13 protein-coding genes and 1 riboswitch are annotated in these 14,808 nt (G+C 36.1%); of the genes, 11 read left to right on the forward strand and 2 right to left on the reverse strand.

The genetic code is table 11. The annotated features are described in order from the left end of the window. Positions 1 to 9: 9 nt before the first annotated feature. The 9 genes from BLE01S_RS01385 (at position 10) to BLE01S_RS01425 (ending at position 9,848) form a co-directional block, all read left to right on the forward strand. Entirely contained in the window at positions 10 to 1,668 is a 1,659-nt protein-coding gene (locus BLE01S_RS01385; protein WP_066136442.1) for an ABC transporter substrate-binding protein, read from the forward strand. A 158-nt stretch (positions 1,669 to 1,826) separates the two neighbouring features. After that, complete coding sequence (locus BLE01S_RS01390; RefSeq protein ID WP_231955935.1) at positions 1,827 to 2,726, forward strand: ABC transporter permease; 900 nt, start codon at positions 1,827 to 1,829, stop codon at positions 2,724 to 2,726. Between the two features lie 12 nt (positions 2,727 to 2,738). Beyond that, complete coding sequence (locus tag BLE01S_RS01395) at positions 2,739 to 3,665, forward strand: carbohydrate ABC transporter permease (protein ID WP_066136449.1); 927 nt, start codon at positions 2,739 to 2,741, stop codon at positions 3,663 to 3,665. Between the two features lie 17 nt (positions 3,666 to 3,682). Then, positions 3,683 to 4,672: an endo-1,4-beta-xylanase gene (locus BLE01S_RS01400; protein WP_066136450.1), complete on the forward strand. Its 990-nt coding sequence runs from the start codon at positions 3,683 to 3,685 to the stop codon at positions 4,670 to 4,672. 21 nt (positions 4,673 to 4,693) lie between these two features. Next, positions 4,694 to 5,833: a family 8 glycosyl hydrolase gene (locus BLE01S_RS01405; protein WP_066136453.1), complete on the forward strand. Its 1,140-nt coding sequence runs from the start codon at positions 4,694 to 4,696 to the stop codon at positions 5,831 to 5,833. Positions 5,834 to 6,013: 180 nt separating this feature from the next. Next, positions 6,014 to 6,430 (forward strand): VOC family protein, encoded by a 417-nt coding sequence (locus BLE01S_RS01410; RefSeq protein ID WP_326255769.1) that lies wholly within the window; start codon positions 6,014 to 6,016, stop codon positions 6,428 to 6,430. A gap of 267 nt (positions 6,431 to 6,697) precedes the next feature. Beyond that, positions 6,698 to 8,044: an MATE family efflux transporter gene (locus BLE01S_RS01415; protein ID WP_066136455.1), complete on the forward strand. Its 1,347-nt coding sequence runs from the start codon at positions 6,698 to 6,700 to the stop codon at positions 8,042 to 8,044. A 259-nt stretch (positions 8,045 to 8,303) separates the two neighbouring features. Beyond that, positions 8,304 to 8,690 carry a hypothetical protein gene (locus BLE01S_RS01420; protein ID WP_066136457.1) on the forward strand — a complete coding sequence of 129 codons (387 nt, stop codon included), beginning with the start codon at positions 8,304 to 8,306 and terminating at the stop codon, positions 8,688 to 8,690. Positions 8,691 to 8,864: 174 nt separating this feature from the next. Further along, positions 8,865 to 9,848, forward strand: a complete 984-nt coding sequence (locus BLE01S_RS01425) for an aldo/keto reductase (RefSeq protein WP_066136460.1) — start codon at positions 8,865 to 8,867, stop codon at positions 9,846 to 9,848. Positions 9,849 to 9,900: 52 nt separating this feature from the next. Here the strand turns inward: BLE01S_RS01425 and BLE01S_RS01430 are convergent, their stop codons facing one another. Continuing rightward, on the reverse strand, positions 9,901 to 10,383 hold the full coding sequence (locus tag BLE01S_RS01430) for a QueT transporter family protein (RefSeq protein WP_066136463.1): 483 nt from the start codon (positions 10,381 to 10,383) through the stop codon (positions 9,901 to 9,903). A gap of 9 nt (positions 10,384 to 10,392) precedes the next feature. Next, a riboswitch (PreQ1 riboswitch) is annotated at positions 10,393 to 10,437 on the reverse strand. Between the two features lie 908 nt (positions 10,438 to 11,345). Between BLE01S_RS01430 and BLE01S_RS01435 the strand changes: the two genes are divergently transcribed. Next, positions 11,346 to 11,576 carry an excisionase family DNA-binding protein gene (locus BLE01S_RS01435; protein WP_066136467.1) on the forward strand — a complete coding sequence of 77 codons (231 nt, stop codon included), beginning with the start codon at positions 11,346 to 11,348 and terminating at the stop codon, positions 11,574 to 11,576. 86 nt (positions 11,577 to 11,662) lie between these two features. Continuing rightward, positions 11,663 to 12,808 carry an HAD family hydrolase gene (locus tag BLE01S_RS01440; RefSeq protein ID WP_066136470.1) on the forward strand — a complete coding sequence of 382 codons (1,146 nt, stop codon included), beginning with the start codon at positions 11,663 to 11,665 and terminating at the stop codon, positions 12,806 to 12,808. Between the two features lie 237 nt (positions 12,809 to 13,045). Here the strand turns inward: BLE01S_RS01440 and serA are convergent, their stop codons facing one another. After that, the gene (gene serA, locus BLE01S_RS01445; RefSeq protein ID WP_066136473.1) at positions 13,046 to 14,632 is read right to left on the reverse strand and encodes a phosphoglycerate dehydrogenase; all 1,587 of its coding nucleotides are present in this window, start codon (positions 14,630 to 14,632) and stop codon (positions 13,046 to 13,048) included. Positions 14,633 to 14,808 lie beyond the last annotated feature (176 nt).

A 14,808-nucleotide genomic window follows, 5' to 3' on the forward strand; every position in this document is an offset into this window, starting at 1 on the left:
GGAAAGAAGATGAAGTTTAAGTACGGAATGGTACTCACCTTTTTTGCGTTTTTAATCGTTCTTGGTGGTTGTAAAACAAAAGAAGCAGGATCGGACAATGCTAGCAAACAAGTAGATACAAATGATACAAGTCCTGTTACGTTTACTTTTTTTAATGCAGAAGGAGCGGGTAAAGATATTGATACAAACAAAACGAAGCTTGGGAAAATGTTTGAAGAAGAAACTGGTGTCAACTTTAAAATGGAGCATATTGTCGGTGATGTAAATACAAAATTAGGCGTTATGATTGCCAGTGGTGACTATCCAGATGTATTGGTCCCGGGAGCCCCAGATAAAATTTTAGAAGCAGAAGCTTTTATACCGCTAAATGATTTAATTGATGAATATGCACCTAACTTAAAGAAGTTATATGAACCTTACTTAAGTCAAATGACAGACGAGGATGGAAATATATACTTTATTCCATTTGGAGCAGAACAAGGTTACTTACCGAATCCTAATATAGATCAAGGAGCATTTTGGATTCAACGAGCTGTATTGAAAGAGTTTGATTATCCAAAAATAAAAACGCTAGATCAATACTTCGATTTAATTGAGCAGTATACAGAGAAATATCCAAAAGTTGATGGTAAGGATACGATAGGATTTACTTCTTTAACAGATGATTGGCGATTTATGGCTATTACTAATCCACCAAATCATTTGGCAGGATATCCGAATGATGGAGAGGTCATGGTAGATAAGGATACACTTGAAGCAAAAATTTATGGTAATCATGAACATACGAAAAGATGGCTGAAAAAATTAAATGAAATGAATAGTAAAGGTTTATTTGATAAAGAATCATTTGTTTCAAACTATGATGAGTATTTAGCTAAGTTAACTTCTGGACGTGTTTTAGGTTATTTTGACTATGGTTGGCAGGCAGCTCAAGCAACTAATGCTCTAAGAAGCGCAGGGGACGATGATAAAGAGTATATGGCACTTCCGATTGTATTTGATGAGGATATTAAAGACCAATACATTGATCCTCCCGCGTTTGTTAATAATCGTGGTGTCGGAATAACTGTAAGTGCAAAAGATCCAGTAAGAATTATGAAATATTTTGATTTAATAGCTAAGGAAGAAACACAAAAATTGATTATGTGGGGAATTGAAGGAGAGACATATGAAGTAGATGAAGATGGAAGATATTATCAAACGGAGGAGCAGTTAGAGCTTACTAGTAATCAAGAATTCAGAGAAGAATTTGGGTTTACGTATTTTGAGTGGAACTGGCCACGTGGAAATGGTTTATTTTCAGATGGAAACGCATGGGAGCCCAGAAGACAGACTGAGGTTGCCAGGGCAAACTATAGTGAAGGTGACAAGTTGTTACTAGATAAATATGGAGTTGAAGTGTTTGCTGATCTTTTTGCAGAGCCTGACGAAAGACCTTGGTATCCTGCATGGAGTATAGAATTGGAACAAGGAACATCAGCCCAAATATACACTCAAAGAAAAATGGATTTACAAAGAAAGCATTTCCCGATTATGGTTATGTCTTCACTGAAGGATTTTGAGGGTGCATGGAAAGATTACACAAAGGAATATAGCAAATTAGATGTAGAAGAGTATGAAAAAACGATGACAGAAGAAATAAAGAAGAAAGTTGAATCTTTGAATTAATTGAACTTGATTCAGCGTTGAAGGGTCAAATAAATGACTTTGGCCCTTTATTCATTTTTAAGTAGGAGAGGATGAATATGCAAACAGAGGAGCACTCCGTCTCTCTCGATGTGCCACTAAATAGTAAAATCGATTCAAGAACCACATTTACGTATAAGATGAAAAAACTACGAAATCAAAAAGCTTTATTACTGATGAGTATACCCTTCCTTATTTGGCTGTTTATATTTAAGTATTTGCCGATATGGGGATGGACGATGGCCTTCCAGGATTTCAAACCTATTCGCTCTTTCTTTGAGCAGGAATGGGTCGGTTTAAAGCATTTTACTTTTTTATTTAGTGATGCTGCCTTCTTACGTGTTTTAAGAAATACTTTTGCAATGAGTGCTATCAATTTAGTGTTAGGTTTTGTTACGGCGATCACACTAGCGTTACTTTTAAATGAATTAGGTGGAAGGATATTTAAAAGAACTGTTCAGACGATTAGTTATATGCCTCATTTTTTGTCATGGGTAGTTACCGCCAGTATCGTCTCCTACACTCTTTCCATGGAAAATGGAATAATTAATATTTTATTGCTAAAATTTGGCTTTATCAATGAGCCAATTTTATTCCTGGGAATAGGCAAATATTTTTGGGGGATTTTAGGTGCCACAGAGGTGTGGAAGAATCTAGGATGGAATACCATTATTTATTTAGCAGCAATTACAATGATTGATCCGGAACAATATGAAGCAGCCAATATTGACGGTGCTTCTAGAATCCAAAAAATTAGGTATATTACACTACCTGCCTTAAAGCCAACGATTATTATATTATTAATCATGAATTTAGGTCATATTTTGGAATCAGGATTTGAACCGCAATATTTACTAGGTAATCCGATGAATCTAGATTACTCTGAAAATCTTGATATTTTTGTTCTTAAATATGGTATTTCTCTAGGAAATTATTCATTAGCAACAGCAGCTGGAATTTTTAAAACTATAGTAAGCTTTATATTTTTATTCGCTGCCAACTCTATGGCAAAGAAATTCGGACAAGCAAGATTATTTTAAAGAGGTGGCATGATGAATAAAAGATTTCGTTTTAATGGGAAATATGTATCTTACGATGATGCAATATTTAATTTGTTTAATTACACCTTTATGATTTTACTTTGCGTCGTGATGTTGTATCCATTTTTGAATACAATTGCGATATCTTTAAATGATGCAAATGATTCAATTAAAGGTGGGATTACTTTATTACCAAGGAAGTTTACTTGGTATAACTATGAGCATGTATTAAGTGAAGCATCATTACTATACTCTTTTATGATTTCTGTTTTAAGAACTCTTATTGGTACATTTACTTCTGTATTATGTACAGCGATGGTAGCTTATACAATTAGCCGTCAAGAGTTTGTCTTAAGAAAATTTGTGACAATAGCATTTGTTTTAACGATGTATTTCAGCGGAGGATTAATCCCGTCCTATTTATTAATTAGAGATTTAAATATGATTGGCACATTCTGGGTATATATCATACCTGGGGTCATTGGTGTATTTAATTTGATCGTTATCCGTTCATTTATAGAAGGGATATCCGAGAGTTTATTTGAATCCGCGCGCATTGATGGGGCGGGGGATTTTACAACCTTTTTTAAGATTGTATTACCTTTATCTCTACCAGTTTTAGCTACTGTTTCTTTATTTGTTGCTGTGTATCAATGGAATTCTTGGTTTGATGTGTTTTTATATAATTCCTCAAAACCAACCCTAAGTACTTTGCAATATGAATTGATGAAAATATTGCAAAACTCGAATGCATCTATTTCATCGCAAACGGCAGCGGGGGCATTTGCTGCATCGGGGTCTGGCGCGACCAGTACTGTAACACCAACATCGATACGGGCAACGATGACGATAATTGCTAGTGTTCCAATTATATTAGTATACCCATTCCTTCAAAAGTACTTTGTAAAAGGTTTAACGCTAGGTGGAGTAAAAGGATAAAAAATGAAGCGAAAGAAGTGAGTAATGCAATGATAAACATTCCATCCCTACAACAGAAATATAAAGAGTATTTTTCAATTGGCTCAGCAGTTAGTACGAATACAATTAAGCTTCATGATAGTCTACTAAAAAATCATTTTAATAGTATTACGGCAGAAAATGAAATGAAATTTGAGCATTTACAGCCAAAGGATAATCAATTTACCTTTGAAAATGCAGATAGACTTGTAACTTTTGCAAAAGAAAATGGCATGCAAATGAGAGGTCATGCGCTCGTATGGCATAATCAAACGCCTGATTGGGTATTTGAAAATACATCAAGAAGCGAACTTTTAAGTAGGATGAAAAATCATATATTTACGGTAGTAGACAGGTATAAAGGAGATATTGGTAGCTGGGATGTAGTTAATGAAGCGATCGCAGATGAATGTGGCAAGCTGTTGCGAGCATCGAAATGGCTTGAGATAATCGGTGAAGATTTCATTGAAAAAGCGTTTGAATATGCCCATGAAGCTGATTCAACAGCTAAGCTTTTTTATAATGATTACAACGAATCTCACCCAGAAAAACGCGAGAAAATTTACATGCTCGTTAAATCTTTAGTCGATAGAGATATCCCGATTCATGGAATTGGCCTTCAGGGGCATTGGAATTTAGCAGACCCGAATAAAGATGATATTAGAATGGCTATAGAAAATTACGCTTCTTTAGGTCTAGATCTTCATATTACAGAACTGGATATGTCTGTCTTTGGGTGGAATGATCGCAGGTCGAATTTGACTACACCATCGGAAGAAATGCTTGAGCATCAAGCTAAACGATACGAAGAAATTTTTGCTTTATTAAGAGAGTATCATCAATCAATTACGAATGTCACATTTTGGGGTACTGCCGACGATTATACATGGCTAGATGATTTTCCTGTCAAAGGAAGAAAAAATTGGCCTTTCCTTTTTGATGAAAATCATCAACCAAAATCATCATTTCATAAAGTAATAAACTTTTAAAAGAAAGGGGCTTAAATTAGAATGAATGAAGGCGCTTTTTATTCAGGGGTATATCGTAATCTATTACATGAATATGGATACTCCGATGAAGAGATTGATGAAAAGGTTTTAAATGCTTGGAATGATATCTTTTATGGAGATGAAGAGACAAAAATCTATTATACTCACGGGGATAAAGGTGGTTATTTACTGGATACTGGAAATAAAGATGTTCGTACAGAGGGAATGTCATATGGGATGATGATGGCCGTACAGCTCGACAAAAAAGGGGAATTTGATCGGCTCTGGTATTGGTCAAAGAAATATATGTATATGACAGAGGGAGAACATGAGGGCTATTTTGCATGGTCATGCAATCCTGATGGTTCAAAACGTTCCAATGGCCCTGCACCAGATGGAGAAGAATACTTTGTGATGGCGTTGTTTTTTGCTTCACATCGTTGGGGAGATGGTCTTGAACCCTTTGATTATTCTACTCAAGCCAAGAATTTATTAAGAACTTGCTTGCATCAGGGGGAAAATGGAAAGGGCTATCCAATGTGGAATCTCAATAATAAGCTAATTAAGTTTGTTCCAGGAGTAGAATACTCTGATCCTTCCTATCATTTACCGCATTTTTATGAACTTTTTGCATTGTGGTCCTATCCTGAAGATCGAAACTTTTGGAAAGAAGCAGCGGTTGCGAGTAGGGAATACTTAAACATAGCCTGTCATCCTGAAACAGGATTGGCTCCTGAATATGCATATTATGATGGAACACCAAATAATGAAAGGGGATATGGGCATTTCTTTAGCGATTCATACCGAGTAGCAAGCAATATTGGTCTTGATTATGAATGGTTTGGAGCTGATGAGCGGGGCGTAGAGATAGCAAATAAAATACAAGCGTTTTTCGCACATAAAGACCCTAAGGACTATCGTAGATATAGTGTAGATGGAACACCATTTGAAGAAAAGTCGCTCCATCCAGTTGGATTAATTGCTACTAATGCAATGGCCTCGTTGGCAGCAAATGGACCAAACGCAAAGCATCTTGTTGAATTGTTTTGGAACACACCAGTACGTACGGGTGTAAGACGCTACTATGATAACTGTTTATACATGTTTGCCTTACTAGCATTAAGCGGAAAAATGAAAATATGGTTACCTGAAAATTGCTAAGGGAATCCTCCCTTTGCAATTTTATTTGTTATTAAGGTGTTTATGTAATTGTTCAATTGTTTCAGTGCCAGGCACTCATACAATTCTCATACAATTCCCAGGAAAATATTATTTTATAAGCTCCTAATTAATGCAGATAAAACTAAATGAATGTGATAATATAGAGCGGTGGATTTAAGTTTGGTAAAAAATTTAAAAGGTGTGATGAAACCAATGATAAAAATAACTGGTCTGCATCATCTTAGCATAGCCATCACGAATTTAGAAAAGAGTAAATATTTTTACGGTGAAATACTTGGACTTCCGGAGCTACGACGCCCCAATTTTGACTTTGAGGGTGCATGGTATCAAGTTGGGAATCAGCAATTACATTTAATTGTTTTTCCTGAATCTAAAACATTGAGGAAAAGTGAAGAAATCATAACAGTGGATAGTCACTTTGCATTAGAGGTGACGGATTACCAACAAACTTTAGCATATTTAACAAAACATGATGTTCCTTTAGTAGAAAACATCGGTACAAAAAGTGGTTTTAAACAAATTTTTTGTTTAGATCCAGATCAAAATATAATTGAAATGAACTTCGGAGCAAAATGAAAAAGAAAGATTAAGATAGTTTTGAAAGCCTTGACATCGTTTTAGCATGTATAAGTGTGAGTGCCATACATGCTAGATAATGTTAGGCTCTTTTTCTGTGGAGAAGAGGCGAAGTGGAGAAATATGCGAATAAATTGCTATCCTTACACGCATTATTTTGTTCTTTTCTGCTAATGCTACCTGTCTATTATGCAAGGGTTGGGTGCTTCGGCTCATGTTTTTTTAATAATAATATTGCAAAGCGTAACAAAAGGGGATGTATGAACGATGAGTAAGGAAACAAAAAAGAAATTAACGCTATTTGCATTAACTTGGCCGATATTTATTGAATTGCTTCTTCATATGTTAATGGGAAACGCTGATACATTAATGTTGTCGCAATACTCGGATCAATCTGTTGCTGCTGTTGGTGTATCGAATCAATTGCTCTCTCTTGTGATTGTCATGTTTGGATTTATTTCCACAGGTACAGCCGTTTTAATTGCTCAAAATATTGGAGCGAAAAAGAATAGTACTGCGAAAGAAGTAGCGGTTGTTTCCATTGCACTCAATTTAATATTTGGGTTAGCCCTTAGCTTACTCGTCTTTTTCTTTTATAAGCCAATTTTGGGAATAATGGACTTACCGAGTGAACTATATGAAGAAGCGGGTATTTATTTGAAAATTGTTGGTGGATTTGCTTTTATTCAAGCAATTATTATGACGATTGGAGCAATCGTTCGTTCCTATGGTTTCACAAAGGATATCATGTATATAACGATTGGTATGAACATTATCAACGTGATTGGGAACTATTTATTCATATTTGGCCCGTTTGGAATACCAGTACTAGGTGTAGAAGGGGTGGCTATCTCAACTACAGTGAGTCGGTTTATCGGATTGATTGCGGCTATCATTATATTATTTAAACGTGTTCCTGGGAAATTTCCATTTCAAATGCTATGGCGGATTCCAAAAGCACATATTCAAAATTTGCTTCGTATCGGGGTTCCATCTGCGGGAGAGAATTTATCGTATAACGCATCGCAAATGGTCATTACTTTTTTCATTGCCATGCTTGGAACCGAGGCGCTCACTTCAAAAGTATACGTACAGAACGTGACAATGTTTTTAATGTTGTTTGGTATGGCGATTGCACAAGGAACACAAATTATCGTTGGTCATATGATTGGCGGTAAAGAGTTGGAGCAAGCTTATAAAAGAGGATTGGATAGTTTAAGGAAAGCGATTATTATAGCTTTCTTTATGGCAATTGCCGCTTCTATATTTTCCAAAGGACTTTTAGGCATATTTACTACTAATCAAGATATCATCCAAACGGGAAGTATCCTAATCATTTTATCTATTATACTTGAACCTGGACGTGCATTTAATATGGTCTTAATAAATGCATTAAGAGCAGCTGGAGATGTCAAATTTCCAGTGTATATTGGGATCATGTCTATGTGGGGTGTCTCCGTTCCATTATCTTATATACTCGGTATCTATTTTGAAATGGGACTCATAGGAGTCTGGATCGCCTTTATCGCAGACGAATGGCTACGTGGAATACTAATGCTAAGACGTTGGAAAGCAAGAGGATGGCTAGAAAAAACACGCTTCTTTGTAGCTTAATAAAAGATAAGCGGAAGCGCCCGTTAAGCGACGTGCAAACTGCACCTACAGGAAGTAGGTGCAGCATTCTGCCATAGGAAGAAATCGCGAACTTTGTCGATTCAAGATAGAGGACCCATTAAAAATATATCTTTTTTACCGAATTGATTGAAATAAACAAATTTCCATTCAGCATCATGGACAGACACTAGTAAAAAGTCATATAATGAAGTTATATATACATAATGTCAGAGAGAAATGAATAGAGGGGGGAAAGAATATGTCTATGATGAGAATCTTGACTGGTCTTTGGAAAAATAGTACTGAGACAGGTGATAGAGCCAAAGATCCAAATTTAAAAACTCGTTATTATAAAATAAGTAAGCGCATTATGCTTGAGAAAATAACATTCGTTGTGAATAACAAGATGAAAGGCTGGAGCATTACCCATGTAGATAGCGATCGTGGAGAAATGCTAATTGAAAAAAAGGGAACGGTGAGACAGAATCAAATTGTTATTTCTGTTTACCAAGTGGAACCGCTTAAATGCTCTGTCGATATTGTATCAGCATATAAAGAAGGTTTCGGTGACTTAGGATTAAGCTATTTTACCGTTATCAAATTTTTCGAAGTGTTAAATAAAGAAGTACCGCTTGCTAGTAAATAATGAAAAACGGTCTAGTATACTGCTGTAATGAACAGTAGCATCTTAGGCCGTTTTTTATTTTATGGTCCTATTGGTTGCTTAGATATAATAAATTCAAAAAACTTTGTTTAGTCAGTGGATAAACTAGTATGTAAGTGCTATCATTTAATAAAAGAAAATTATGGAGGTTATACAATGAAGTATCGAAAACTCGGTAATACAGGGATGAACGTAAGTGAAGTAAGCTTTGGGACTTGGGCGATTGGTGGAGCATGGGGGAAAACGAATGATCAAGAATCATTGAAAGCTTTGGATTATGCGATAGATCAGGGAGTTAACTTTTTTGATACTGCAGATGTATATGGTGATGGTCATAGCGAAGAGTTGTTAGCCAAAGCGACAAATGGGAAGGAAGATGAGATATTTATTGCTACAAAGTTTTGTAGGAGTGGTGATATAGCATCTAAGGAAAATTATTCGTATGAAGCTGTTCGAACTTACTGTGAAGCAAGTTTGAAGCGCTTGAACCGTGAAGCACTTGATTTATATCAAATTCATTGCCCACCGACTGATATATTAAAGGATGGAGCAGTATTCGAAGTGCTTGATCGTCTGCAAGCAGAAGGAAAAATTAAGAATTATGGTGTAAGTGTTGAAACAGTCGAGGAAGGTTTGCTTTGCTTGGTAAACGAAAATGTAAAAACATTGCAAGTGATATTTAATATTTTCCGTCAAAAACCATTGGAAATACTTTTGCCAGAAGCGTATAAGAAAGATGTTGGAATCCTTGTCAGATTACCACTTGCTAGCGGTTTACTTACTGGTAAATTTACGAAAGATCATATATTTGAGGAAGACGACCATCGCAAATTCAATGAGAATGGAGAATCATTTAATGTAGGGGAAACCTTTGCCGGTCTTGGTTTTGCAAAAGGAGTGGGGCTGTCAGAACAGTTAAAATGGATAAGTGAAGGAAGAAATTCAATGGCAACTGCTGCCTTGCGTTGGATACTTGATCAAAAAGAAATATCTTGTATTATTCCAGGATTCAGAAACATTGAGCAAATCGATGAAAACTTAAAAGCTTTAAATGAGAAGCGTTTTACAGATATAGAATTGAATAAAATATCTAGATTTTATATAGAAAACGTAGAATCATTTATTAGAGGTCCCTATTAATCTATATAAAAAACGGCCTAAGTATGCTGCTATAGTTAGGCCGTTTTATAAATTAAATTAGCTTTCCAAAATCGATACGTTTGTTTAATGCAATCATCAGTGGAATACCGACTGACATAACAACAAATTCCCCAATTGCAACAGTTAACCATGTGAATAGAAAAGGAAATCCAAGTGCAAGATTCAATTCAAACGCGATAATAAACATCGTAAAGGTAAAGATGAGTGTATTAAATATCATCCTATTTCTCATACTTTTAATGAATCTCGCCGAAAAAATTGTTATGGATAAGGCAATAATCGATTGGCTTACACCGAATACTAAATCAAACCAGCCTAGGGGTGAGAACAAGTTTGTTAGAAACACGCCAGCCACGATTCCAAAAATATACTTCTTATTAAAAACAATAAGATGATTGAACACTTCAGAAACACGAAATTGGATGTTAGTGAATCCGAATGGGGCGATAAGTGCAAAAATCGCACAATATAACGCAGCTATTACACTGTTTATTACAAGTGTTTTTAATTTCATAATATAAATCTCTCCCTAGTTTTTTTGCGTGGGATGGTTGCGAACCACGTAGTTTGAAAACCGTACTATAGTGTATCATATAGCCGTTGTTTCGGCTATATGAAAAATATGTATAAGAACTTTATCGGTGAAGATAAGGTACTTTCTATCGGGGTTATACACATAAAATGAAGAAAGTACCTTTAATGCATATTGGAAAATTGACTTCGTTTTTCGGGGGAGTACACTAACCACCCTGATAATACGTATAGCAGTTGGCGATAGGGCTGATTTAATGGGGTACTTGTCTTGGGTACAAATTGACTTAATCACTCTTCCTACTGGTACAAAAAAGTGATTGGAAATAGGAAATAATGGAGAAAAACTATAAACATATGGGAAAACACATCGATAGATTGATGTGTTTTTTATTTAAAAAGAAAAAAGAGAAAATAGATAGCTAATGTGATTAAACTACCTACTCTCTCATAAAGATTAATGCTTCAAGTGAATATTTATTTTTATCTCTTATAAATTCGGATAAGATAGTTTTGTAAAATGAAAAATGATGTGGTATTAAGAAGGGGAGGATACAAAGGCATTTAGAAGATTATCTTTTTGCTGTCGGTGGTACATGATCATGTGGTAAGTATTGTCCATACTCTTCAATTTTTTCAACTACTAATTTTAAAAACTTTTTCATGTAAATTCCTCCTTATTTTTCTGTACCATCATTATCCTATATTTAGAGGCTTTTCTTCAACCTCGATGAAAACGGGAACAACGACAATGAAAGCGAGGTCAACGATTGTGAAAGCGTAAATCATAGAGTATTATCTTATGTTTTCGTAGTTTTTCTCGCTTTTACATATGTATGTGAATTTAAAATACGGATGAATAGGGAGTAGATAATAGACAAGTAAGCGAATATAGGAAGTATAATAGATAGAAGATAAACAAGTTGAAAAAGAAGGGGTGAAATTATGTATTTAACAATGGAAGAAACAGCGGAATATCTACAGTTTCCAGTAGCTTTTATAGAAAACCTTATTCAACAAGGGAAAATAAGAGCTCTTCACGATGGTGAAAATTATTTAATCAATAAAGAACAATTTAATGATCACTTGGAGCAATTGGAAAAGTATAAAAAGCAATTAGCAGAATGGCAAGCAGAGCCATTGCCGGAGGATATGGATATAAAAGATGAGGATTAGTCTCGGAATATTCACTGTATTTCAGGAAATTCATACTTTGCTGTGGTACACTAAAGGAAAGAAGCAACATGGAAAAGGGGATAGACATGATAAAAACAGTGTTATTTGATGTAGACGGGGTCTTATTAAGCGAAGAACGTTATTTTGATGCATCGGCATTGACCGTGTGGGAGATCTTGAATAGTAGTAATTATTTGGGGCTTGCTCCTGAAAAACATAAAACGGACTTTACTGATGAGGAAATAGATCATATTCGTGCGAAAGTTTTTGAACAGGATCGTGTATTAGAATATTTGAAATCATGTGGATTGAATGCAAACTGGGATATGATCTATTTGACGGTAGGGTATCAGCTGATTCGACTTTTAGAGCAAGTGAAAGAAACGGAAAAATTAAATATTGAAAAATGGGTAACAAATGAAATGGACAGATCTGTATTGCAAGAAATTGCTACAGCTTTAACAGGGAAAAATATTGCTCTAGATTTTGCAGCTTTGCTAACTGATTTCGAATTAGCGGAAGCATCTAAAGCAGGATTATTTGCACATTTGGACCGACTTGCGCAAGAGCGATTAGGCGTTCATGCAACTGTATTTGGAAAAAAAGGAGAGTTGTGGTCAACATGTGAGCACGTTTCTCAAGAATGGTATGTTGGTGACCGATATGTATTAGCTTCTACAGGAAGACCTTCTGTTCAAACTGGAAAAAAGGGATTTTTAACAGATGAAAAAATATTAGCCGATTCACAGGAGATATCTACTCTTTTTACTACGTTAAAAGAAAACGGAGTAACCATTGGCATTGGGACTGGGCGTCCTGAATTGGAGACAATTGAACCATTTAAATATTTAAATTGGCTAGAACATTTCGATGTCAAAAATATCGTGACTGCTGACGATGTACTTGCTGCAGAGCGTGAGTTTCCTGAAGCGCCGGCTTTGGCAAAGCCACATCCATATACATACGTACTAGCACTATCTAGTAAAAAGAAGACCGCGACGGAATGTATAAAAGAGGCAATGCCAGTACCAAATGGCAAAGAAACAATGATTGTGGGCGATTCACTCGCGGATCTATTGGCAGCACAAGAGATGGGTTGCACGTTTGTTGCTGTACTTACAGGTTTATCTGGAAAAGATGCTCGTTCGGAGTTTGAAAAGCGGAAAGTAGAATATATACTTGATAGTGTGCTTGATGTGAAAGAATTAGTTTTGTCTTTAAATAAAGAATAAATATAGAGGATCCAGTCGAAATCTAATTATTCGCCTGGATTTTTCTATGTGAAAGGATTCCTCACTAGCCGTCGTGGGAAGTTTACTGTCCGTCGCTTTTATTTTACTGGCGGTGGCATAAGGTTTACTGTCCGCCACCCTGGCTTACAAGCTGTGAGGTGTAATTTACTGTCCATTCGCCAAAAATGGAGACAGAAAAAGGACCGCACTTACTGGCGGTCCTTCCAAGTAAAATAATTAATTTGTCAGTTCGAGAAATTGTGCTCCAGCCAAACCGTTTAATTCAGTAAGTGCTTCTATGACATTTTGTTCTACTTTCTTATCTAGTGTCAATATCATAATTGCATCTCCGCCAACATCCGCACGGCCAACTTGCATTGTCCCGATATTGATATCGAAGTCTCCAAGTGTAGACCCTACGCGTCCTATCATTCCAGGAATATCGTGATGTCTAATGTATAATAAATTATCTGGACGAACGTCTACGCGGTAATCATTCATCTTCACGATACGTGCTCCATAACCGTTAAGTACTGTTGCGCCGATACTAGATTTAGTATCGCCTTTATATAAAGTAAGTTCTACATAGCTTGCGAATCCTTTACTTACTGGATTTTTCGCTACATTTGAAGAAACGCCTTGATCTTTTAATAGATGTAGTGAGTTGATTAGATTTACACTGTCGCCTAGATGATGAGAAAGGATACCTTTAATCATTGTACGCGTGAGTAAGTCTGTGTTTTCTTTAGCTAGCTCACCATAATAATTGATTTCTACTTTGTCTGGTGCTTCATTAAGTAGTTGGATAGCAAGCATACCCATTTGTTCGCCGAGGGTAATAAATGGTTGTAGCTTTTTATGTGTTTCACCAGAGATTTTCGGCATATTGACTGCATGACGAATGGAATCTGTTTCGAAAATATCAATGATTTCTTCACTTACTTCATGAGCAACTTTTTCTTGAGCCTCTACAGTTGATGCACCTAAATGTGGTGTCACAACTACATTTGGATGTCCTAAAAGTTCATGGTTAGTTGAAGGTTCAGTTTCGAATACGTCCAATGCTGCTCCAGCAACCTGCCCAGATTGTAGGGCACGAACGAGAGCCGCTTCATCAATAATACCACCGCGAGCACAATTAACAATACGCACACCTTGTTTTGTTTTAGCAAAAAATTTGTCATTAATGATGCCTCTAGTTTCCTTAATAAGTGGCGTGTGAATAGTAATAAAGTCAGCTTCATTTGCTATTTCATCTAGAGATGCTTTTGTAATACCAAGTTGTCCTGCTCTATCTTCTGTCAAATACGGATCATATCCAAGTATTTTCATACCAAAGCTTTTAGCTCTAGTAGTCACCTCTGTGCCAATTTTACCCATGCCAACAACACCAAGTGTTTTACCATACATTTCAACACCTTTAAAAGAACCACGTTCCCATTTCCCAACAGAAGTAGAAGCATGTGCATGTGGAATGCTTCGAGCAAGTGAAAGCATCATTGCCATCGTAAGCTCTGCAGCTGAAATTGTATTTGCTCCAGGCGCGTTAATAACGATAATTCCGTTTTTCGTAGCTGCGGCAACATCGATATTATCTACACCTACACCAGCGCGAGCTACGACGCGCATTTGTCCCGCGTTGTCTAGAATTTCTTCCGTTACTTGTGTCGCACTTCTAACGATTAGTGCATCATAATCACCGATAATGTTTTTTAGTTCTTCCGGTGATAATCCTGGTAGTTTATCCACTTTGAATTTTGGGTGATCATATAATGCTTTTAATCCTGTGTCACTAATTGCTTCTGCTACAAGTACTTTATACATAATTGCTTCCTACCTCCTGTGGTATGATTGGTGTAGTATTTTTCATAGAAAAAATTATACTTCTTTAAAAATGAAAACGCCCCCATAACAGGCGCGTGCGCCTTGTTATGAGGGACGTAGTATCGTGGTGCCACCCTCGTTCGCTATTTTTAGCTAAATAGCCTCGAGTTGATAAC

This window comes from Lederbergia lenta NBRC 16444 (assembly GCF_001591545.1).
GTDB classification, from domain to species: Bacteria; Bacillota; Bacilli; order Bacillales; family Bacillaceae_C; genus Lederbergia; species Lederbergia lenta.